Genomic DNA, 20839 nt, shown 5'->3' with positions numbered 1-20839 from the left:
TGAGCTGGATAGCTTGTCCTGAGAATGGACAAGATCGGGGTCATCATCCCTATTTTCTATTATTACCTTTCCAACATCTCGGGGTATATGCCCAATTTTTGCAGTTTAAGGAAACATTGATGTCGAATTCTGCTGTTGTTGAATCAGTTGCGCAAGCATTACGTACTGCCGAACTCTCTCAAACTGCGATTGCGCCAATCCGCCCAGAACTTGGTGGTGAAAGTGCTGACGTAGATATTGCCTATGCCGTTCAAGAAGTGAATACCGAACGTGCCTTAAAAGAAGGTCGTCGTTTGGTGGGGCGTAAAATTGGTTTGACCTCTAAAGTGGTTCAAGCACAACTGGGTGTAGATCAGCCTGACTTTGGCATGTTGTTTGCCGATATGGCTTATGGTGATGGTGAAGCGATTCCTGCGGGTTTGCTGATTCAGCCAAAAGTAGAAGCAGAAATTGCATTGGTGATTAACCAAGATCTAACCAAAGAAAAACACACGTATGCGGATATTATCAGCGCGACTGAATATGCCTTGCCTGCCATTGAAGTGGTCGATAGCCGTATTGAAAACTGGAAAATTAGTTTGATTGATACCGTGGCCGATAACGCATCTTCTGCTGCATTCGTTCTAGGTTCAAAACCAGTCAAGCTAGAAAATCTGGATTTGGTGAACTGCAAAATGGTGATGACCCGTGGTGAAGAAGTAGTTTCTCAAGGCGTGGGTAAAGCTTGTTTAGCAAATCCATTAAACGCTGCAGTGTGGTTAGCCGATGAAATGGTGCGCCGTGGTCGTCCATTGTTAAAAGGCGACATCATCTTAACTGGTGCTTTAGGTCCTATGGTTGTTGCACAGCCAGGTGAAGAATTTAAAGTCGAAATTGAAGGCTTTGGTTCAGTGACAGCTGCGTTTGCTGCGGAATAAATCGAGATTCTAAGAGAGTACATGCATGAAAAAGATTAAATGTGCAATGATTGGTCCAGGTAATATTGGTACAGATTTGCTTTATAAATTACAACGCAGTGAATGGTTAGAGCCTGTGTGGATGGTGGGAATTGACCCAACATCTGAAGGTCTAGCTCGTGCGGCAAAAATGGGTTTAAAAACCACAAGTGACGGTGTAGATGGTCTTCTTCCTCACGTACTTGAAGATGACATTAAAATTGCTTTTGATGCAACTTCTGCTTATGTGCATGCAGAAAATAGCCGCAAACTGAATGAGCTTGGCGTGTTGATGATTGACTTAACGCCTGCGGCAATTGGCCCATTCTGCGTACCGCCAGTGAACCTTGAAGCATTGCTTGAAGCGGGCGAAGTGCCAAACGTCAACATGGTGACTTGTGGTGGTCAGGCAACAATTCCTATGGTGGCTGCAGTTTCTCGCGTTCAACCTGTGGAATACGGTGAAATTATTGCAACGGTATCAACTAAATCTGTGGGGCCGGGTACACGTAAAAACATTGATGAATTTACCCGTACAACTGCAGGCGCGATTGAAGAAGTTGGCGGTGCAAAACAAGGTAAAGCCATCATCATCATTAACCCAGCTGAGCCACCATTAATGATGCGTGATACCGTTCACTGCTTGGTGGAAGGTGAGCCAGATCAGGCAGCGATTACAGCATCTGTGCATGCCATGATCAAAGAAGTGCAAAAATATGTACCGGGTTACAAACTTGTAAACGGCCCTGTTTTTGATGGCAACCGTGTTTCAATTTTCTTGGAAGTTGAAGGTTTGGGTGATTACTTGCCTAAATATGCAGGTAACCTAGACATTATGACTGCAGCGGCTGCACGTACTGCAGAAATGTTTGCAGAACACGTTTTCAAAACTGCTGAAGCTTAAGGAATACCAAAATGTCTAAGATTATTATTAATGATATGACTTTACGTGATGGTATGCACCCAATGCGCCATCAAACCACGCCAGAGCAAATGGTTGCGATTGCCACTGCTTTGGATGATGCAGGTGTGCCTTTAATTGAAGTCACACACGGTGATGGCTTAGGTGGTAACTCTGTGAACTATGGTTTTGCAGCCGCTACTGATGAAGAATATCTGAAAGCAGTGATTCCAAACCTGAAACAGGCAAAAGTTTCTGCACTATTACTGCCAGGTATTGGAACAGTTGATCATCTGAAAATGGCGCATGATGTAGGCGTGGCAACCATTCGTGTGGCGACACATTCGACTGAAGCAGACGTTTCTGAACAGCACATTACTGCAGCACGTAAACTGGGTATGGACACTGTGGGCTTCTTGATGATGGCGCACATGGCTTCTCCTGAAAAATTGCTCGAAGAAGCACAAAAAATGGTGTCTTACGGTGCAAACTGTATCTATGTAACAGATTCTGCAGGCTATATGTTGCCTCAAGATGTGACTGATCGCGTAGGTATTTTACGTGCCAACCTCGCCTCAGACATCGAAATTGGTTTCCATGGTCACCATAACTTGGGCATGGGCGTTGCGAACTCTGTATCGGCTGTGACCGCAGGTGCAACCCGTGTTGACTTGGCTTCGGCTGGTTTAGGTGCAGGCGCAGGTAATACACCACTTGAATTGTTTGTAGCGGTCGCAAACCGTATGCAAATGGAAACAGGTGTGGACTTGTTTAAAGTGCAGGATATTGCTGAAGACTTGATCATTCCAATGATGACGCATCAAATTCGTGCAGACCGTGATGCAGCAACTTTAGGTTATGCAGGTGTTTACTCATCGTTCCTATTGTTCGCAAAACGTGCCGAAGCAAAATATGGAGTATCTGCGCGTGAAATTCTACTTGAGCTTGGTCGTCGCGGTACGGTGGGCGGTCAGGAAGATATGATTGAAGACTTGGCATTGACTATGTCTAAAGCACGTGAAATGCAAGCCTAAGTTTTTAATATAAAGCAGGCTTGAATTAAGCACTCCAAATGCGTTTGGGGTGCTTTTTTTATGCTGTGAAAGATGTAAAACGTGCTGAATTTTGTGCTAATTAAAATGTTTTTCTTATAAGTTAGGTTTATAGAAAATAACGCTAACACATGGGTTTAAAGTTAAAAAAGATTAATCCTTCACATGATGCAAAAAATAACAGCGTTTTTCACCTAAATTAAGCAGTGAATTCAAATAAAAATTCATTTAGTGAGGATTTTGAGCTTAATTTTTTATCGTTAAAAAGAATTAAAAAACTTGGAAAAAAGCTGCTCGATACAGAAAGTGCTGAATTTGTAGAAAAGCTTAATACTGTGGTCGGATTTTTTTCATGACAAGAGTTTTGCATGATGCCCAGATTCGCTTATTGGATGAATAGGAAAAACGCATGCATCGTCACAATTTATGGATAGTACTTTTTGCTGCGACAGCAACTTTAGGGACAACTGCAACTCAGGCAGATTTTATTGACGACAGCAATATTCAACTTAAATTTAAGAATTTTTATTTAGATCGTGAATATGCTCATGAAGCAGGACGCTCAGTTACTCCGGGTTATGGAAACTGGACTCAAGCTGTAACTTTAGATGCCAAATCTGGCTATCAAGATATTGGTGCAGGCATTCAAGTCGGTGCAGATTTATTAGCTCAATATGCGATAGGTTTAAAATCACGTGGTGAAGTGAATGATATTCACATGCCTTTTAACTATACCGAGAAGCGTACTGAGCGTGATAATGCAAAAGTTGGTGCAACTCTAAAAGTTAAATTTTCTGAAACTGAATTAAAAGTAGGTGACTTATTACCAATGTCACCTGTGGTGTTTTTTGACCCATCGCGTCAATTGTTAACGACTTATAGCGGTGCATGGTTAGAATCAAAGGATTTAAAAGATACTAAATTAACTTTGGCTTATTTAGATGGTATTAATGCACGTTATGATAACCAATACCAAGATTTTACGTTGTTCCCTCAAAATAATTTTTCTGCTGCTGAAGCGAATAAATTAAGCACAGACGATGGCATGTATCTTGTGGGAGTAGATCATCAATTTACCCCTAAAGTAGGTGGAAGTTATTGGTATGCGGATGTAACCAACATCTATCAACAACATTATGTCGCTGCAAACTATAAAACGACTTTGGCTGAAAAAACTAAGCTGGATACCCATGTACGCTATTTTGACAACAGCGAATCGGGTGACAAGCTGTATGGCAATATTGACAGCCAGGCCGTGTCTGCGGGTGCAAAAATCAACAATGGGATGCACACTGTACAGTTAGGTTATCAACAAATGTTTGGTGAGCACGGTACAAAAGCCCCAATGTTCCCGACCTTGGGCGGGTGGGTGCCGCAGCCTTACTTAGACAACTGGTCTGTGGCGAGCTTCATTCGTAAAGATGAGCGTTCTTGGAGTTTGGGTTATACCTATAATTTTGCCGATGTGGGTGTATCTGGTTTAACAGCGACAGTACGTCATTTTCGCGGTGATAATATAGATGGTACTTACCATAAGTTAACCAACAATGCTGGTCAGTCGCTTAAAGAGGGTAAAGAAAACGAAACGAATGTAATCGTAAATTATGTTGTGCCTGAAGGTAAACTTAAAGGACTTGGTTTTCAGTACATGTTCATCGATACCAACTTTAACTTTGCGAATGACTTAGAAGAACACCGTATCGCCACGACTTACACTTATAAATTCTAAAGCTAGATAAAAATCAGAGCGGCTTTTTATAGTCGCTCTTTTTTTAATATTTACTGAATAAATACCTTATATAAATTAAGACTTTTATTTTATTAAAGTTATAAAATTCAAAGAGTTGTTTAATCGTTTTTTTATGGGTTGTGATCGTAAATTTGTATCAGTTGATGCTGTGTGAACAGGTAATATAAGCCTGTAAAAAGTAATGTTGAATGAGTCCACTTGACGTCAAATTCTATACCTAGAGCCAAACGCAAGCTAAAGACTGTACGAGGAGTATATATGAGCACTGTTCAAATCCCTGACTATACAACAGATCCATTCTTTGGCTTAGAAGATAAATGGATTGAAACAGCAGAAGGCGAATTAACGCATTATCATGAAGTGGGTGAAGGTACACCTATTCTATTTTTACACGGTTCAGGTACAGGCGTATCGGCTGCTGCAAACTGGTGGTTAAACTTGCCACAAATTGGTGAGCAAGCACGTTGTATCGCCATTGATACCATCGGCTATGGTCAAACTGTGGTTGCACCGGGCACACAATATGGCATCCGTGCATGGGTAGATCATGCTGTACGTACTTTAGATGCATTGGGCATTGAAAAAACTTGGTTGGTGGGTAACTCGTTGGGTGGCTGGTTGGCATTCCAGTTGGCATTGGATTACCCAGAGCGTGTTCTTGGTATTATCTCAATGGGTACAGGCGGTGCAAAACAGACTGCAGCCCTCAAAGCGCATGCAAATCCTGTATTGACTGAAGAAGGCATTAAAAAGACGCTTTCAATGTTCGTGGTAAATAAAGACTTGATTACAGATGAGTTGGTCAAAGTCCGTTTTGCTTCTGCAAAAAATGACTATGCTTCAGACCGTTTAATGGATGTTGTGGGCGCGCGTGACCGTGACCGTTTCGAGTTCCCACTCGACTTTGACAAAATGAAAGACATCACTGTGCCTGTATTGCTGATTCACGGTACGCAAGATGTGGTGATTCCAGTATCGCGTACATGGGATATTTTAAATATTGTGCCACATGCCGATGCACACATTTTCAGCCAATGTGGTCACTGGTCACAGGTTGAAAAAGCGGAAGAATTTAACACTGTGATTAAAAACTACTTAACTGCACGTGGCGTAAATTAAGCGCAGTGAGGTAAAAAAGGATGGCAATTTGCCATCCTTTTTTATGGATGTTTTATGTACCCAATTTAGTGCTGAATAAAGCTCGCGACCAAGTTAATGCAAATTGCCAAAATAGTGGTATTAAAGCTATAAGCCAAAATAATATGTAGCGTGTTCAGTACCCGCATGGGTTGTGAGCTAATCGAGACATCGGCGGTTTGTGCAGATGTACCAATCACATAGCTGAAATATAAAAAGTCAGGATAGGTTGGATGCGACGTCTTGGGAAAATCCAAACCACCTTCTTGCTGCTGTTGCAGTGCCAAATAATAGTCATGCGCATAGTGAATCGCAAAAATGGTGTGCATAAAAAACCAAGCACATAAAATAGTGGTAATGGATAAAATAAAATGTCCCATGCGCACAAACTCACTTTGTGCAAATAAATTCACCTCGACAATGATCGCAATAAAGCACATCACTAAGGTTAGAAATACCAAGAATAAAATCAGCCATTTGCTGGCATCTTGTTGTTGGGCACGTTGTAAAATATGTGCATGATCGCTGTGCCACAAACTGCGCATGGTTAAAACCAAATAGCAGGAAATCGCGATATTCCAGCTAATCAATAAACAGCTTGACCATGACCATGCAGTGAGGGTCTGAAAAATAGCATACAGCACAATGGTAATCACAAAACTGATAAAAAAATAAGGACGATATTGAATCCCTGTTTTCATTCTGCTGAAGGGTGTTTTTATCATTCTTGATCCTTTCTGGATGTGCAATCTAAAGGTGTTACTGCCTGTTATCATCGGCTTAATTTTAGAAAATAGCGATGGGGTGCCTATTTTAACTTATTAGACTTAAGTTGTAATTTGCAGGAAATGTGGTAGCGAAGCGAGGAAAAAGCAGACTGCAAAAATGCGAATGTTTGAGTGTAAGAATGAGCAGTAGTTCAGAAAAAGATTAAAAAAATAAGTTTAGACTTAAGTCTAAAGCTTTGTTTTAGCATTTAGGATGCACAAAAAAAGTGCTTACTACATCAAGCAGCAAGCACTTTTGAAAGGTTGAAAAACGCGAGTGGTTTTAGAATTATTGTTCGCGGTTGATGTCCAAATAGAACACACGTGTGAGCAGTTCCATAAATTTCTGTACCGCAGCGGAATGGCTGTTTTTGCCGTAGCTGACGTACAAATCTAAATGCGGAAGTTCTACATCAAGTGGGCGGATGACGGTATTTTCCATGGTTAGCGGAGCAACATAGCCCGGTAAAATGGTGCAACCCAAGCCCATACCAATCGAGTTGATATTAAATAAAATGTTGTCAGCTTTTTGCACAATGTTTAGTTCAATGTTGTGCTGTTTGGCAAAATCGACAATCAGGTGATGCAGATTATACGAAGCTTCTGCCGAAGGAATAATAAAATCAATACCATTCAATGCTTTGACAGGAATGCGTTCGTATTTTGCTAACGGATGATCTTTGGGCAAAATAAAAATTAACGGTTCACGCAGTACAAACTGGCTCTCAATTTCATCACTGTTGATATTGTGGCGGGTAAAGGTGATATCGAGTTCACCTTTTTTAATCATTTTCATTTGCTCAGTGTTGTTCAAACTTAGCAATTCAATTTTTAATTCTGGGTTTTGTACTCGTAAATTAGGCAGTACAAAAGGGAAAATTTTCATTTCTGCCACAGGAACAAAGCCAATACGCAGCATTTTCTGTTTGGCTTGTGACACCTGACGTGCCATGGCAACCGCTTTGTCGGCTTGCGCCAAAGTCAGACGCGCCTGTTCTAAAAATACAGCACCTTCTTCGGTTAGCTCGACTTTACGTTTGGTACGGTTGAGTAGCTTAACGCCGACATCTTCTTCTAAATCTTTAATTTGCTGACTCAGCGAAGGTTGCGCCGTATAAAGTTTAAGTGCGGCTTTACTGAAGTTGAGTTCTTCAGCAACGGTAATGAAGTAGCGAAGGTGACGTAATTCCATACAACCATTCCAAAGATTAATTCAAAATATGTCTAATTATAGATTAATAAAAGAATGATCTATAAACAACTATTCGGTGAGAATTATTGTGTCATTCGCGAAGTAAATAGGGTTTCATCATTATGCAACGATTTAAATGCAAAATATAATGTTGGATTAATCTATAAAAACTATTAATTGAAACAAAAAAAATATTTCACTAAACGTCCCTAAAAAACCATTATCCATCAGAAGTTGAGTCTATTTACTTTGTGCCGTTGTTGGTCACAGGAGAGCTTTTCATGAGTGGAAAAATTGATGTGCGCGAAATCGACGCTTTGGTCGATGCACAAAATGGACGTATCACTCCATCTATTTATACAGATCCAGATATCTACGAATTAGAACTTGAACGTGTGTTCGGCCGTACGTGGTTGTTCCTGTGTCATGAAAGCCAAATTCCTAAAGCTGGCGACTTCTTCAACACCTACATGGGTGAAGATCCAATTATTGTGGCACGTCAAAAAGACGGTTCAATCAAAGCATTTTTAAACCAGTGCCGTCACCGTTCTATGCGTGTGAGCTTTGCAGACTGTGGTAATACCCGTGCATTTACTTGCCCATATCACGGTTGGTCTTACGGTATTGATGGTTCACTCAAAGATATTCCTTTAGAAGAACGTGCGTATCCACAAGGTGCTTGTAAAGAGCAATGGGGCTTGGTGGAAGTGAACCGTGTGAAGTCTTACAAAGGCTTGATCTTTGGTTGCTGGGATGAAACTACTCCAGATCTAGAAGAATACATGGGCGACATCGCTTGGTACTTAGATGGCGTGATTGACCGTCGTCCGGGTGGTACTGAAATTATTGGTGGTGTACACAAGTGGGAAATTGACTGTAACTGGAAATTTGCTGCAGAACAGTTTGCTTCTGACCAATATCACGCTTTGTTCTCACACGCCTCTGCGATTCAGGTACTTGGTGCAAAACCAGATGATGACAGCAGCAAACAATTAGGTGCAGCGCAAACAGCTCGTCCTGTTTGGGAAACTGCCAAAGATGCGATTCAGTATGGTTCACGTGGTCATGGTTCAGGTTTCTTCTTTACAGAAAAACCAGATGCAAACGTTTGGGTTGATGGTGAAGTTGCCAACTACTTCCGTGAAACTTACGAAGAAGTGAAAGAGCGTTTAGGCGAAGTACGTGCCTTACGTCTTGCAGGTCACAACACCATGTTCCCAACACTGTCTTGGTTGAACGGTACTGCAACACTGCGCGTATGGCATCCACGTGGTCCAAATAAAACTGAAGTATGGGCATTCTGTATTGCCGATGCTGAAGCACCTCAAGACGTGAAAGAAGCATTTGAGCGTTCTGCAACACGTGCTTTCGGTCCTGCAGGTTTCTTAGAGCAAGATGACTCTGAGAACTGGATTGAAATTCAAAAAGTATTGCGCGGCTATAAAGCACGTCAAAACAAGCTCATTGTAGAAATGGGTAAAGGCAACGAAAAAGTACGTGAAGATGGTATTCCAGGAATCACCAACTACATTTTCTCTGAAACTGCAGCACGTGGTATGTACCGCCGTTGGGCAGACTTGCTGATCCATGAAAAATGGGAAGACGTTGAAAAAGCAGCTGACGAATACGAGAAGGAGCTAATGAAATGAGTCAAATCAGTTTAGAACTTCAACATGAAGTGAGCCAATTCTTGTATCGCGAAGCAAAATTGCTGGACGACTGGAAATTCCGTGAGTGGTTAGACCTCATGGCAGAAGACATTTCTTATACCTTGCGTACTACACCAAATGCACAAACTCGTGACCGTCGTCGTTCAGTTGAACCGCCAACAACGTGGGTGTTCAACGACAACAAACACTTGCTTGAGCGCCGTGTTGCACGTCTGGAAACTGGTATGGCGTGGGCTGAAGAACCTCCGTCACGTACAACGCACATGGTCAGCAACGTGATTGTTGAAGCGACAGAGGTAGCAGGCGAATACGACGTACACGTGACTTACTTGTTGTACCGTACTCAAAAAGAGAAAGACGTGACTATTTACTGTGGTAAGCGCCATGACAAAATCCGTCGTGTTGAAGGTGGCTTAGGCTTCCAGATCTTCAACCGTAAGATTGTACTTGACCAAGTAACCTATAACTCACACAACCTGAGTGTATTCTTCTAATGAATAAAATCTTTGTTTGCCAAGTTGACGAATTAGACGAAGGCGAAGCGTTAAAAGTGGATTGCGGTGTGAACGGTATTGAAGCACTGGCAGTATTCAACAACGGTGGTGAGTTCTTTGCCATGAATGACCGTTGTTCACACGGCAATGCCTCAATGTCTGAAGGTTATCTTGAAGATGATGGCACAGTTGAATGCCCACTGCATTCTGCACGTTTCTGTTTAAAGACTGGTCAAGCATTATGCTTGCCAGCCACCGACCCGATTCAAACTTTCCCTGTGGTGGTTGAAGACGGCGCGTTATATGTAGAAATGGCAGGAGAGTAAGCATGGGTTGGCTAAAAGGCGAAGTGGCACTGATTACAGGTGGCGGTTCTGGTTTAGGTTGGGCTTTGGTCGAGCGCTTTCTTGAAGAAGGTGCGCATGTGGGCGTGTTACAGCGCTCACAATCTAAAGTCGATGCCTTAAAAGAACGTTTTGGTGATCAAATCGTGGCAGTCGCTGGTGATGTTGCCAACTATGCAGACAATGTCCGTGCTGTGCAGGCCACTGTGGAGCGTTTTGGAAAGCTGGATTGCTTTATTGGCAATGCAGGGATTTGGGATCACTACGCAGATATCGTCAATACTTCTGGTGAGCAGCTTGAAAAAGCCTTTGATGAAATCATGGGCATCAATACCAAGGCGTTAATCTTGGGGGCAAAAGCAGCACTGGATGAGTTGGTGAAATCTGAAGGTTCTATCATCTTAACCTTATCCAATTCTGCGCTGTATTCTTCAGGCGGTGGTCCTGTTTACACTGCATCTAAACATGCAGGTGTTGGCATCATGAAAGAGTTGGCTTATGAATTGGCACCTAAAGTACGTGTCAATGCTGTTGCGCCTTCAGCGATGAATGTCAATATTAAGGGCGCAGCATCTTTAGGTCAGGAAAACCTAGGCTTACTCGATGCACGTGATCCTGAAAAAATTGCACGCGGTATGCCGCTGAATTTCTTGCCTGAGCCAGAAGACATGACTGGTTCGTATGTGCTCTTGGCATCGCGTCAAAATAACCGTGCGCTGACTGGCGTTCTGATCAATGCAGAATGTGGTTTGGGTATTCGTGGTTTGCGTCAACCACGTGCAGGTTTTTTTGACGAATAAAATTGAGTCTAAATTCAATAGACGAATCGGCAGCCTTTCTCTGGGCTGCCTTCCTTATTTAGGAGTCTTTCATGGCCGTTAAACTCATTTGTGCATCGCACAGTCCTTTAATGGAATTTGCAACACCGCAAGATCAATCTAAAGAACAAAAAGTTCGTGCTGCCTTTGAGCAACTTTCTGCCGAAGTCAAAGCATACGATCCAACCCTGATCATTACCTTTGGTCCAGACCATTTCAACGGTTTCTTTTACGATTTGATGCCAAGTTTCTGTGTCGGTATTCGTGCTACGGCTGCGGGTGACTGGGACTACGGCAAAGACAACAACCGTATTGATGTGCCTGAAGACAAAGCCTTGGCGATGGTGCGCCGTGTGTTGGATGAAGGTGTAGATGTTGCATATTCGTATCGTATGCAGGCCGACCATGGGGTGACTCAGCCATTACACTTTTTGTGTGAGGGGCAGCTAGATCGTTATCCAACCATTCCCGTATTTATTAATGGCGCTGCAGCACCGATGCCAACCACCAAGCGTACTATTGCTTTAGGTCGTGCTGTGGGTCAATTCATCAAGTCGTTGAATCTTGAAAATGAGCGCGTTTTGGTCTTGGGTACAGGTGGTCTTTCACACGATCCACCAACACCACAAATGGGTTCAGTACCGCCAGAAGTTGAAGAATTTTTAATTGCAGGTCGTAATCCGAACCCTGAAGCACGTCATGCGCGTCAGGCCAAAGTGATTGCAGTCGGTCAGAAACTTGCCGCAGGCGATACCTCTGTGGCTGTGCCGCTCAGCCCTGAGTGGGATATTGCCTTGCTTGAAAAATTCAAACAGGCAGACTTTGTGGCTATGGAAGCCATGACCGAAGCTGAAATTCGTCGTGATGGTGGTCGTGGTGGTCAGGAAGTCCGTTCGTGGATGGCTGCTTTTGCTGCGTTAGATGAACTGGGTGCGTATGAAATGACCACGCATTGCTATGAAGATATTAGTGAGTGGATTGCGGGCTTTGGCATCGTATCTGCCGAGTTAAAAGGTTAAGCCCATGAGTGTAGAAACAATTGTGATTGTGGGTGCAGGTCAGGCAGGGGCGAGCGCCATTCTTGAGCTGCGCGGCAATCAATATGCAGGCAACATCATCTTAATTGGCGATGAAACACATTTGCCTTATGAGCGTCCACCGCTGTCTAAAGACGTGATTTTGCGTCCTGAAGAAACCAAAATCGAGATTCTGTCGGAAGAAAAATTGGCAGAACTAGGTGTGACCACTATTCGTGGCAATGGCGTGAGCAAAATCAATGCCGAAGCACATACGGTTGAATTGCAAAATGGTGAGGTTATTGCCTACGACAAGTTGTTACTTGCCACAGGCGGTGCTGCACGTCGCTTGCCAAATTTTGATGCCTTAGGTAAACACGTTTACACGTTGCGTAATCTTGAAGACTCGCAAGCCTTAGTCCCTGTATTACAAGCGGGTCATCGCATCATCTTAATTGGTGGTGGTGTGATTGGTTTAGAGTTGGCATCTTCAGCACGCTTTAAAGACTGTCAGGTAACCGTCATTGAAATGGGACCAATGGTGATGGGACGTTCATCACCACTCATCTTGAGTGAGTTTTTACTGCAACAGCAGTTATTGGCAGGAGTTGATGTACGTCTGTCTACGCAAATTGCAGACTGCAAGCTAGATGGTGAAGAAATTGTCGTGACCTTAGAAGGTGGCGAAGAACTACGTGCCGATGCGGTGATTTACGGTATTGGCATTATTCCAAACGCACAATTGGCAGTTGAAGCAGGTTTAGATGCAGACTTTGCGGTGCATGTGAATGAAAACTGTCAAACTTCAAACCCAGATATTTATGCCGCGGGTGATGTCGCATCACAACTGCGTGAATGTGGCAACCATCGTCGTGTAGAAACTTGGGAAAATGCCAACCTGCAAGCAGGTATCTTCGCGCGTCATGTGATGGGCGTGGAACATCCTGTAGCCAATCCTGCTTGGTTCTGGACTGATCAACTCGACATTAACTACCAGTTTGTAGGAGATATGTCAGCAGCAGAATGGCATGTGCGTGGTGAGATGGATGCTGCCAAACGCAGTGAGTCTTCATTCGTATTGTTTGGTGTGACCGATGGCGTGATTGTCGGCGGAATTACCGTCAACTCAGCCAAAGATATGCGTCACTTGAAAAAGATGATTGCCAAGCAAGCTACTTTTGAAGCAGACAAATATTTAGATGTGAGCCAAGACCTTCGTAAATTGGTGAAGTAAGCTTGAACTGATATCAAACAGACCTGAGGCAACTTAGGTCTGTTTTTTATCTGCCGAAGAAAAGTGTCCATTTTATGTTGAGCAAACGATGAATGCGAATACATCTCCTGTTGTGGTAACTGCCAGTATTTATGCCTTATTGGTACTCATCTGGGCGACCACGCCATTGGCGATTGTCTGGAGTGTGCAGGAAATTCACCCTATGTGGGTCTTGATTATCCGCTACATTGGGGCTTCCGTGATTGCGCTATGCTTGCTCAAACTGATGCGCGATCCACTGCCTTTTGATCACACCTCAGTGAAAAGCTATTTGGCGGGTAGTCTGAATTTAATTGGTGCACAGCTATTTATTTACTTGGCTGCCAATTATTTAACTTCAGGCTTAATGGCGCTGATTTTTGGCTTTTCTCCTTTAATCGCAGGCTTGATTGGTCATGTGATTTTACGCACGCAAAAATTGATTGCCTTACAGTGGACAGGGATGGCAATTGCGATTGCAGGACTCAGCTTTGTCTTTGCAGACTCTGCCGACAGCAAAGTGAATCCATGGGGCGTGGTGCTGATGTTTATCAGCATGTTGTCCTATATCAGCTCAATTTTTTGGGTCAAACAAATCAATGCTCCTTTAAAGCCGATGTCACAAGCCACAGGTTCTTTATTGGTATCATCGGCAGGGTCATTGTTATTAATTCCCTTTATTTGGTCGCATTTCCCGACTCAAATGCCAAGCAGCCAAGCCATGATTGGTTTTGTATTTACCATGATCATGTCGTCTATTGTCGCCATGCTGTGTTATTTCTGGCTGATTCGTCGTTTAAATGCCTCAACCGTATCTTTAAGTAATGTGATGACTCCCATCATCGCGTTAATTTTAGGTGCGACCTTAAATAATGAACACATCAGCATGAATGCGTTTATTGGCATTGCCGTGGTGATGTTCGGGATTGTGATGTATTTCTGGAAAGAATGGCGCGAACAATATTTTGCTAAACGCTAAGCCCGCATTGCTATACCCGTGTTTAGGTTTTTCTAAAGCCTCGTTTATCTGAGGTATAAATTTCCGATCATTAACCCGCTGTCGATACGACTTTTTTCTCAAAACAACAAAAACATAAAGGAAATTGCCTGCTTGATTTCGCTACTATGCGTGATAGAGTCAACACATGAACCAAAGCTGTGTTTTTTTCTGAACAGATCAGGATAAAAAGCATCATGGTAGATGCGCTATATATTATTGGGCTTACATGAACAACGTGGAACAAAAGCATTTTCAACTGCCAACGGAAGCCTGTTGGTCGCATACTTGGCGTAAACCCAAGCTGCAGTTTTTGCCTTCAAATCATTATGATGGAGCGCAGTTTTTTAATCCGATTGCGTGTCCTGAGGGGCGCAGCCAAACTGATTTATTGAAATGGTTGCTAAAACGCAAATCGAACAGTTGGAATGTCAATCCGCAACAAGAAGCACAGCAATTTTTTACAGCGCCAAGTGCTTTGCCACAATTACGTCCACACGCCAGTTTGGATGATTGGCAAGTTTGGTTTGTGGGGCATGCAACGGTGCTGATTCAAATTGGACCGTATAACTTTTTAACCGATCCAGTCTGGGCAGAGCATGCCAGTCCGAAACAGGGGCGAGGGCCTAAACGTGCCTGTCCTGCAGGGATTGCACTGGAAGATTTACCGACCATTCATGCCGTCTTCTTGAGCCATAACCATTATGACCACATGGATTTAGCCACCTTAAAATGGCTGAATCATCAATTTGCCATGCCTATTTATACAGGTTTGGGCAATGCTTGGTATTTGCCGCCTGATTTGCATGTGATTGAAATGGACTGGTGGCAATCGGCTTTATTTAAAGAAGTGAAAATTGTCTACACCCCTGCACAACATGGTTCAGGGCGTGGCGCACGTGATCAGAACATGGCGTTATGGGGCGGTTTTTCTATTTTGCATGGGCAAGATCATTGCTTCTTTGCGGGCGATACAGGTTACTCGTCACACTTTAAAGAAATCCAAACCCGCATTGGCGCACCGCGCGTGGCACTTTTACCTATAGGTTCTTACGAGCCACGGAATCTGATGCGTTATATGCATATGAACCCTGAAGATGCCTTTCAGGCCCATAAAGATTTACATTCCAAATGTTCTTTGGCCATTCATTACCGCACTTTTGAGCTGACCGATGAAGGGCGTGAGCAACCAGAGGCAGACTTGCATCATGCCATGAAGCGTTCATCTAAATTAATGAATCCGTTTTATTGTATTCGTGAAGGTAAGAAATTAATTGTTTAATCTTTTAAAAACTTGACCTTAAATAAAAGTGACACGCTACTTTTCACGCTACTGAAAAGTGGCAATGATAGATATAGAACACAAAGCCCCTATCGAAATAGGGGCTTTGTTTTGGTGTTTAAAGTCTTGCTGTTCAGACTGACTTGATCTTTAACTACAAAGATTACAGTACGCCAGGCTGACCAAGTGCAGGGTCACTGGCACGTGCTGCTTGCGCATCGGCAACGGTCATGCCTAAAGCCGCTGCAACGCCTTCGCCATAAGCAGGGTCACATGCATAACAGTTACGAATATGACGATACTTAATAAAGTCTAAAGCATCACCCATTGCACGTGCCGTGTTATCAAACAGTGCTTGTTTTTGCTCAGGGTTCATTAAATTGAACAAGGCACGCGGCTGGCTAAAATAGTTGCTATCATCTTCACGATAATCCCAGAAATCTGCATCGCCACGAATTTTTAGCGGTGGTTCGCGGTATTGTGGTTGCTCTTGCCATTGATGGAAGCTGTTTGGCTCATAGTGTGGCAAGCTGCCATAGTTGCCATCCATACGACCCTGACCATCACGACGGTTTGAGTGCACAGGGCAGCGTGCAGCATTCACTGGAATTTGTGAATGGTTCACACCAACACGGTAACGTGCAGCATCGGCATAGTTGACCAAACGCGCTTGTAACATGCGATCTGGCGAGTAGCTAATTCCTGGTACAAGGTTGCTTGGTGCAAAGGCAGCCTGTTCAACATCTTGGAAGTAGTTTTCAGGGTTACGGTTCAGTTCAAATTCACCCACTTCAATCAGTGGATAATCACCTTTCGGCCAAACTTTGGTGAGGTCAAATGGGTGATAAGGGACTTTTTCTGCATCCAGTTCAGGCATGATTTGCACGAACAGCGTCCATTTCGGGAAATCACCGCGTTCAATGGCATTGTAAAGGTCAGTCTGGCTGCTTTCACGGTCACGACCAATCAATTCTGCTGCTTCTGCATCGGTCAGGTTTTGAATGCCTTGTTGAGTGCGGAAGTGGAATTTCACCCAGAAACGCTCATTATTGGCATTAATAAAACTATAGGTGTGGCTACCAAAACCATGCATGTGACGATAACCCACAGGAATACCACGATCCGACATCACAATGGTGACTTGGTGCAGTGCTTCTGGCAGCAAAGTCCAGAAATCCCAGTTATTGGTCGCATTACGCAGGTTGGTGCGTGGGTCACGCTTTACCGCTTTATTCAGGTCAGGGAATTGACGTGGGTCGCGGAAAAAGAACACTGGTGTGTTGTTGCCGACTAAATCCCAGTTGCCTTCTTCAGTATAGAATTTTAAGGCAAAACCACGAATGTCACGTTCTGCATCGGCAGCGCCACGCTCACCTGCAACGGTAGAGAAACGAGCAAACATTTCAGTTTTTTTGCCAACTTCAGAGAAAATTTTGGCACGGGTATATTGGCTGATGTCGTGCGTGACCGTAAACGTACCAAACGCACCTGAACCTTTGGCATGCATACGACGCTCAGGAATTACTTCACGTACAAAGTTTGCCAACTTTTCATTGAGCCATAAATCTTGAGTAAGGAGTGGGCCACGTGCGCCCGCAGTCATACTATTTTGGTTATCTACAACAGGTGCGCCTGCATCGGTGGTTAAATGCGTTACAGGGCATTTTTTTATCTCTTGGCTCATCGTTGTTCTCCATTATTGTGATCATCATGTGGTGGGCTGTATTAGAAATTTAGCTTCTAAAACAAGCGGCCATGAACCGTTTTGTTTGTTTAAAAAATCAACTACAACACCACAATACCATGCAGATCGGGCTTTGTAGATGAAAGCTTTTCAAATCTCACCATTTTAATGTAAAACGATTTTTATAATTTTACAAATAGATAAATTTATTGTTTATGATTGGTGTATTCGATAGATCTTTGTAAACTAAATAATCAGTTTTGCTGCACTAAATGTCTGAAACTGCTGCTAAAAACGGTTGAATCGCCAATGAAATATCGGTGTGCAAGGCATCCCAATCTTGATAATGTGGATTGATTAATAAACTTTGCGAAATAAAACCATAACTGATGCGATGCAGATTCAAAGCAAGGCGCAGTTGTTGTTCGGCATTGTGTATGACAGGTGCGAAAATCTGTTGCCACATCTGTAGCATCATGCTGTAACTTTTTTGGTAAGTTTCAATGTGTGATACCTGCCGTTCCAGTAAAAAAGTCTGCGCCCAAAGCCATTGTTGTGCCTGAATTTGCTGAAGCTGAAACTGAATGATGGTTGCAATATAGCGGTTTATTTCAACAACTGTGGATAACTCAAGTTGCTGTTGGGCATAACTTTTTAAGTGTTCTGCATGCTGTTTGACTTGCAGGTGAATCGTCAATGCCAGTAAATCTTCTTTCTTGGCAAAGTATTCATAAAAAGTGCCTAAACCGACACCTGCCAAATTAGTAATTTCACGAATGGTAATTTCAGCTGCCGAGCGTTCATGCAAAAGCCGAACAAAACTTTCCTGTAAAGCCTCTTGAGTCAGTTTAGCCCGCGATTGGCGCGGCTTACGGCGCACTTGAACCTCAGAATTTTTCATAAATAAAGCCGAACACCTGAGCACATATTTTTCTCTATACTAAATGCAATGATAGCATCGCGTTTGTCTAGGAGTGACACAATGCAGACATGGATGACCCATCAAATTCAAAATCAGTTTGATGAATTACAAGACTATAACTTATTTGAAACCGATACGGTTTTACAAGAAATTTTAACCCGTTATGGCAGTCAAGATCAGACTCGACTGAGCGAATTGGGACATATTGCAGCATCGGCAGAATATTATCACTATGCCGATTTAGCCAATCGGCATACGCCTATTTTACATGCCTTCGATGCACGTGGACGCCGTAAAGATGTAGTGGAGTTTCATCCCGCATGGCATCACTGGATGGCGCTGAATCGCAAGTTTGACACGCATGCACATCCATTTAAACAACCGCAATCTACGGCAAAATGGGTCGATTGGGCCAGTCGCTTTTATTTGGCGGGACAGGTTGAGTGTGGCAATTTATGTCCAAATTCCATGACTTTAGGCAGTATTCCGCTCATTCAGCGTGAACCTGAATTATGGGCAAGCATGGGCGAAAAACTGTTATCGCATGAATATGATCCGCGTGATGTGCCGATTTCACAAAAGAAATCTATTTGGTTGGGCATGGGCATGACCGAAAAGCAGGGTGGTTCAGATGTACGTGCCAACCAAACGCTTGCCATTCCAGTCGCAGCAACAGGGCGTGGGCAAGCCTATTTGCTCACAGGTCATAAATGGTTTTTCTCTGCACCAATGTGTGATGCACATTTGGTGGTCGCCAATACCGAACAAGATGGTTTGGCTTGTTTCTTTGTACCGCGTTGGTTAGAAGATGGCAGAAAAAATAATATTCAGGTACAGCGTTTAAAAGACAAAGTGGGAAATCGGAGTAACTCCAGTTCTGAAGTCGAATTTCAGCAGGCGTGGGGCATCATGATTGGCGAAGCAGGGCGCGGTATTCCCACCATTATTGAAATGGCGAACTACACTCGTTTAACCTGTGCTGTGGGCAGTAGTGCCATGCTGCGTCAAGCCTTGGTGCAATGCCTTGCCTATACTCGACAACGTCAAGCATTTGGACAGACTTTGGCGAATCAGCCATTAATGCAGGCAGTCTTGGCAGATTTGGCTTTGGAAACTGAAGCTGCGGTACAGCTCAGTTTTCATTTGGCACATTGTTATGAAAGCGATGATGCTGTGTCTTTGGCATGGAAGCGTTTAATGACCCCTGCTGCAAAGTTCTGGATTTGCAAACGCGCGGTGGAACTTACAGGTGAGATGATGGAAGTTTTTGGTGGCAATGGTTATGTCGATAACAGCATCATGGCACGTATTTTCAAAGAAGCACCTGTAAATACCATTTGGGAAGGTTCAGGCAATGTCATGTGTCTGGATGTACTACGCGCTATGCAGCGAGAACCTGAGCTGATTCAGGTGTTATTGCAGGATTTTGCTCGCACTGCCGTTACTCATCCTATTTTGGGCAGTGAATTAGATGGTTTGCAGCAGTTATTGCAGACCACGAACAGCAACGATTTACAATTTATGGCACGTGCTTTGGTGAGCCGTTTGGTGATTTTGGCACAAGCGGTTTTGTTGTTGCGTTATGCGCCAAGTTTTGTGGCAGAAGGTTTTATTCAGTCGCGTTATAGTGCATTGCATGGGCAAGTGGTGGGTATGCTTAAACCTAAACAGGTCGATGTTGCATCCATCTTGCAGCGTGCATTTTCAGCATAGCATCCCTTGCTACTTGATTCTGCACAAAAAATTCACCCGCTTGGTAAAACCAAACGGGTGAATTGAACCGTATATTGCAGTCGAGTCGTGATCAATCACGCTCGCTTGTAGCAAAGCTGATTGCTTCAGCGAAACTTATTTCGCAGGCTCTTCAGCTTTTACACCTTTTTGATATAGAGTGTAGATGTAAATTGGAATATCCAAATCTTCCAAGTGTTTGTAGATCAGTGGACGTACATCTTCCCAATCTAAACCGCCTACACCTGTTGCAAGACGCGGTAATGCCAAGCTTTCAATTTTCTCTTCTTCAATCAACTGTTTTAAGTTTTTCAAAGTGCGGTTGACGTATTCTGTCGATGCTTTACCTGGTTTTGAACCGTTGTCATAAGCCGCTTCCTGAGTCATCAGGTTGACGATGCGTTGACCTTCGGCATTGACCCAAGTCCATTGCTCACCCGCTTTAGGATGGTAAATATGACAATAGTTGCGGAAGTCTTTATATAGCGCAGGCCAGTGCTCACGCAGACTTAAAGCCAAACCTGTTGCAAAGTTATCGTTAGGGGCAACACCGTGAGCAATCGCACGTGCTTCGCTCAGTAAAATATCTCCAGAAACTTCATAAATCATGAATTTGACTCCTGTTTTTAATGGTCTTGTTAAACTGATCTTCTATATTCATATTAGCCAATCATTGCAGTTTTTCTAGTGGATTTTATAACTAATAAGTCTTTGAAAAGTAATAAAATTTTTTAGAATTTTATGCTATAATTGTATGGGTGAAGCCGCTGAGTGTTCTTTAAAATAGCCTTCAAAAATAACCGTCAGAAAAATCTGATAAAGTGGCGGCAATAATTTATTTACCCTTCTTTTTATCTTAGCACTATTGAGTGAAAATCGCTTGTAAAATGTACAA

At 43.2% G+C, this 20839-nt stretch carries 19 protein-coding genes; 14 read left to right on the top strand and 5 right to left on the bottom strand.

Annotated features, from left to right (window positions below; all coding sequences use genetic code 11):
• The first annotated feature begins 119 nt into the window (after positions 1–119).
• The 5 genes from FTT70_RS03785 (at position 120) to FTT70_RS03765 (ending at position 5757) form a co-directional block, all read left to right on the top strand.
• Positions 120–917 carry a 2-keto-4-pentenoate hydratase gene (locus tag FTT70_RS03785; RefSeq protein WP_004976036.1) on the top strand — a complete coding sequence of 266 codons (798 nt, stop codon included), beginning with the start codon at positions 120–122 and terminating at the stop codon, positions 915–917.
• 25 nt (positions 918–942) lie between these two features.
• Positions 943–1839, top strand: coding sequence for an acetaldehyde dehydrogenase (acetylating) (locus FTT70_RS03780; RefSeq protein ID WP_004976037.1), 897 nt, complete (start codon positions 943–945; stop codon positions 1837–1839).
• An 11-nt stretch (positions 1840–1850) separates the two neighbouring features.
• On the top strand, positions 1851–2870 hold the full coding sequence (dmpG, locus tag FTT70_RS03775; protein ID WP_096901305.1) for a 4-hydroxy-2-oxovalerate aldolase: 1020 nt from the start codon (positions 1851–1853) through the stop codon (positions 2868–2870).
• Between the two features lie 427 nt (positions 2871–3297).
• Positions 3298–4617: an OprD family outer membrane porin gene (locus tag FTT70_RS03770; protein WP_179989465.1), complete on the top strand. Its 1320-nt coding sequence runs from the start codon at positions 3298–3300 to the stop codon at positions 4615–4617.
• A 279-nt stretch (positions 4618–4896) separates the two neighbouring features.
• Positions 4897–5757, top strand: a complete 861-nt coding sequence (locus FTT70_RS03765) for an alpha/beta fold hydrolase (protein WP_004976044.1) — start codon at positions 4897–4899, stop codon at positions 5755–5757.
• A 65-nt stretch (positions 5758–5822) separates the two neighbouring features.
• Here FTT70_RS03765 and FTT70_RS03760 read toward each other — a convergent pair whose 3' ends face one another.
• Both FTT70_RS03760 and hcaR read right to left on the bottom strand, forming a co-directional pair.
• The gene (locus FTT70_RS03760; protein ID WP_096901303.1) at positions 5823–6500 is read right to left on the bottom strand and encodes a DUF1345 domain-containing protein; all 678 of its coding nucleotides are present in this window, start codon (positions 6498–6500) and stop codon (positions 5823–5825) included.
• 331 nt (positions 6501–6831) lie between these two features.
• On the bottom strand, positions 6832–7734 hold the full coding sequence (hcaR, locus tag FTT70_RS03755) for a DNA-binding transcriptional regulator HcaR (protein WP_004976051.1): 903 nt from the start codon (positions 7732–7734) through the stop codon (positions 6832–6834).
• A 281-nt stretch (positions 7735–8015) separates the two neighbouring features.
• Here hcaR and hcaE point away from each other — a divergent pair, with 281 nt between their 5' ends.
• The 8 genes from hcaE (at position 8016) to FTT70_RS03715 (ending at position 15607) form a co-directional block, all read left to right on the top strand.
• Complete coding sequence (gene hcaE, locus FTT70_RS03750) at positions 8016–9383, top strand: 3-phenylpropionate/cinnamic acid dioxygenase subunit alpha (protein ID WP_004976053.1); 1368 nt, start codon at positions 8016–8018, stop codon at positions 9381–9383.
• Positions 9380–9898, top strand: a complete 519-nt coding sequence (hcaF, locus tag FTT70_RS03745) for a 3-phenylpropionate/cinnamic acid dioxygenase subunit beta (RefSeq protein ID WP_004976055.1) — start codon at positions 9380–9382, stop codon at positions 9896–9898. Before hcaE ends, hcaF begins: the two co-directional genes overlap by 4 nt.
• Positions 9898–10224, top strand: a complete 327-nt coding sequence (hcaC, locus tag FTT70_RS03740; RefSeq protein ID WP_004976057.1) for a 3-phenylpropionate/cinnamic acid dioxygenase ferredoxin subunit — start codon at positions 9898–9900, stop codon at positions 10222–10224. The genes hcaF and hcaC overlap by 1 nt, the downstream gene beginning before the upstream one ends.
• A gap of 2 nt (positions 10225–10226) precedes the next feature.
• Positions 10227–11042, top strand: coding sequence for a 3-phenylpropionate-dihydrodiol/cinnamic acid-dihydrodiol dehydrogenase (gene hcaB / locus FTT70_RS03735; protein WP_004976058.1), 816 nt, complete (start codon positions 10227–10229; stop codon positions 11040–11042).
• A gap of 71 nt (positions 11043–11113) precedes the next feature.
• A complete protein-coding gene (locus FTT70_RS03730; protein WP_180168301.1) occupies positions 11114–12079 on the top strand; it encodes a 3-carboxyethylcatechol 2,3-dioxygenase in 966 nt (321 codons plus the stop codon).
• A gap of 4 nt (positions 12080–12083) precedes the next feature.
• Positions 12084–13310 (top strand): 3-phenylpropionate/cinnamic acid dioxygenase ferredoxin--NAD(+) reductase subunit, encoded by a 1227-nt coding sequence (gene hcaD, locus FTT70_RS03725; protein ID WP_180168300.1) that lies wholly within the window; start codon positions 12084–12086, stop codon positions 13308–13310.
• A gap of 88 nt (positions 13311–13398) precedes the next feature.
• Entirely contained in the window at positions 13399–14307 is a 909-nt protein-coding gene (locus FTT70_RS03720) for a DMT family transporter (protein ID WP_004976074.1), read from the top strand.
• 247 nt (positions 14308–14554) lie between these two features.
• Positions 14555–15607 (top strand): MBL fold metallo-hydrolase, encoded by a 1053-nt coding sequence (locus tag FTT70_RS03715; protein WP_180168299.1) that lies wholly within the window; start codon positions 14555–14557, stop codon positions 15605–15607.
• 163 nt (positions 15608–15770) lie between these two features.
• Here FTT70_RS03715 and FTT70_RS03710 read toward each other — a convergent pair whose 3' ends face one another.
• Positions 15771–17291: a catalase gene (locus FTT70_RS03710; protein ID WP_096902685.1), complete on the bottom strand. Its 1521-nt coding sequence runs from the start codon at positions 17289–17291 to the stop codon at positions 15771–15773.
• 268 nt (positions 17292–17559) lie between these two features.
• Positions 17560–18192: a TetR/AcrR family transcriptional regulator gene (locus FTT70_RS03705; RefSeq protein ID WP_131261060.1), complete on the bottom strand. Its 633-nt coding sequence runs from the start codon at positions 18190–18192 to the stop codon at positions 17560–17562.
• An 81-nt stretch (positions 18193–18273) separates the two neighbouring features.
• On the opposite strand from FTT70_RS03705, the gene FTT70_RS03700 reads away from it, so the two are divergent.
• A complete protein-coding gene (locus tag FTT70_RS03700; protein WP_131261059.1) occupies positions 18274–19926 on the top strand; it encodes an acyl-CoA dehydrogenase family protein in 1653 nt (550 codons plus the stop codon).
• Positions 19927–20061: 135 nt separating this feature from the next.
• Here the strand turns inward: FTT70_RS03700 and FTT70_RS03695 are convergent, their stop codons facing one another.
• Positions 20062–20553, bottom strand: a complete 492-nt coding sequence (locus FTT70_RS03695; protein WP_004976080.1) for a macro domain-containing protein — start codon at positions 20551–20553, stop codon at positions 20062–20064.
• Positions 20554–20839: the final 286 nt, after the last annotated feature.

The sequence above is a fragment of the Acinetobacter sp. YH01003 genome (genome assembly GCF_013420525.1).
GTDB classification, from domain to species: Bacteria; Pseudomonadota; Gammaproteobacteria; order Pseudomonadales; family Moraxellaceae; genus Acinetobacter; species Acinetobacter towneri.
Note: the sequence above shows the minus strand (reverse complement) of the source record. Positions and strands in the feature narration are given on the sequence as shown.

Bases quoted from the DNA above. Each gene is read 5' to 3' on its own strand.
- FTT70_RS03705 (WP_131261060.1), bottom strand. From the start codon at position 18,192: ATGAAAAATTCTGAGGTTCAAGTGCGCCGTAAGCCGCGCCAATCGCGG.
- hcaD (WP_180168300.1), top strand. From the start codon at position 12,084: ATGAGTGTAGAAACAATTGTGATTGTGGGTGCAGGTCAGGCAGGGGCG.
- hcaF (WP_004976055.1), top strand. From the start codon at position 9,380: ATGAGTCAAATCAGTTTAGAACTTCAACATGAAGTGAGCCAATTCTTG.
- FTT70_RS03700 (WP_131261059.1), top strand. From the start codon at position 18,274: ATGCAGACATGGATGACCCATCAAATTCAAAATCAGTTTGATGAATTA.
- FTT70_RS03710 (WP_096902685.1), bottom strand. From the start codon at position 17,291: ATGAGCCAAGAGATAAAAAAATGCCCTGTAACGCATTTAACCACCGAT.
- FTT70_RS03770 (WP_179989465.1), top strand. From the start codon at position 3,298: ATGCATCGTCACAATTTATGGATAGTACTTTTTGCTGCGACAGCAACT.
- FTT70_RS03785 (WP_004976036.1), top strand. From the start codon at position 120: ATGTCGAATTCTGCTGTTGTTGAATCAGTTGCGCAAGCATTACGTACT.
- FTT70_RS03720 (WP_004976074.1), top strand. From the start codon at position 13,399: ATGAATGCGAATACATCTCCTGTTGTGGTAACTGCCAGTATTTATGCC.
- FTT70_RS03715 (WP_180168299.1), top strand. From the start codon at position 14,555: ATGAACAACGTGGAACAAAAGCATTTTCAACTGCCAACGGAAGCCTGT.
- hcaB (WP_004976058.1), top strand. From the start codon at position 10,227: ATGGGTTGGCTAAAAGGCGAAGTGGCACTGATTACAGGTGGCGGTTCT.
- FTT70_RS03780 (WP_004976037.1), top strand. From the start codon at position 943: ATGAAAAAGATTAAATGTGCAATGATTGGTCCAGGTAATATTGGTACA.
- FTT70_RS03730 (WP_180168301.1), top strand. From the start codon at position 11,114: ATGGCCGTTAAACTCATTTGTGCATCGCACAGTCCTTTAATGGAATTT.
- FTT70_RS03765 (WP_004976044.1), top strand. From the start codon at position 4,897: ATGAGCACTGTTCAAATCCCTGACTATACAACAGATCCATTCTTTGGC.
- dmpG (WP_096901305.1), top strand. From the start codon at position 1,851: ATGTCTAAGATTATTATTAATGATATGACTTTACGTGATGGTATGCAC.
- FTT70_RS03695 (WP_004976080.1), bottom strand. From the start codon at position 20,553: ATGATTTATGAAGTTTCTGGAGATATTTTACTGAGCGAAGCACGTGCG.
- FTT70_RS03760 (WP_096901303.1), bottom strand. From the start codon at position 6,500: ATGATAAAAACACCCTTCAGCAGAATGAAAACAGGGATTCAATATCGT.
- hcaC (WP_004976057.1), top strand. From the start codon at position 9,898: ATGAATAAAATCTTTGTTTGCCAAGTTGACGAATTAGACGAAGGCGAA.
- hcaR (WP_004976051.1), bottom strand. From the start codon at position 7,734: ATGGAATTACGTCACCTTCGCTACTTCATTACCGTTGCTGAAGAACTC.
- hcaE (WP_004976053.1), top strand. From the start codon at position 8,016: ATGAGTGGAAAAATTGATGTGCGCGAAATCGACGCTTTGGTCGATGCA.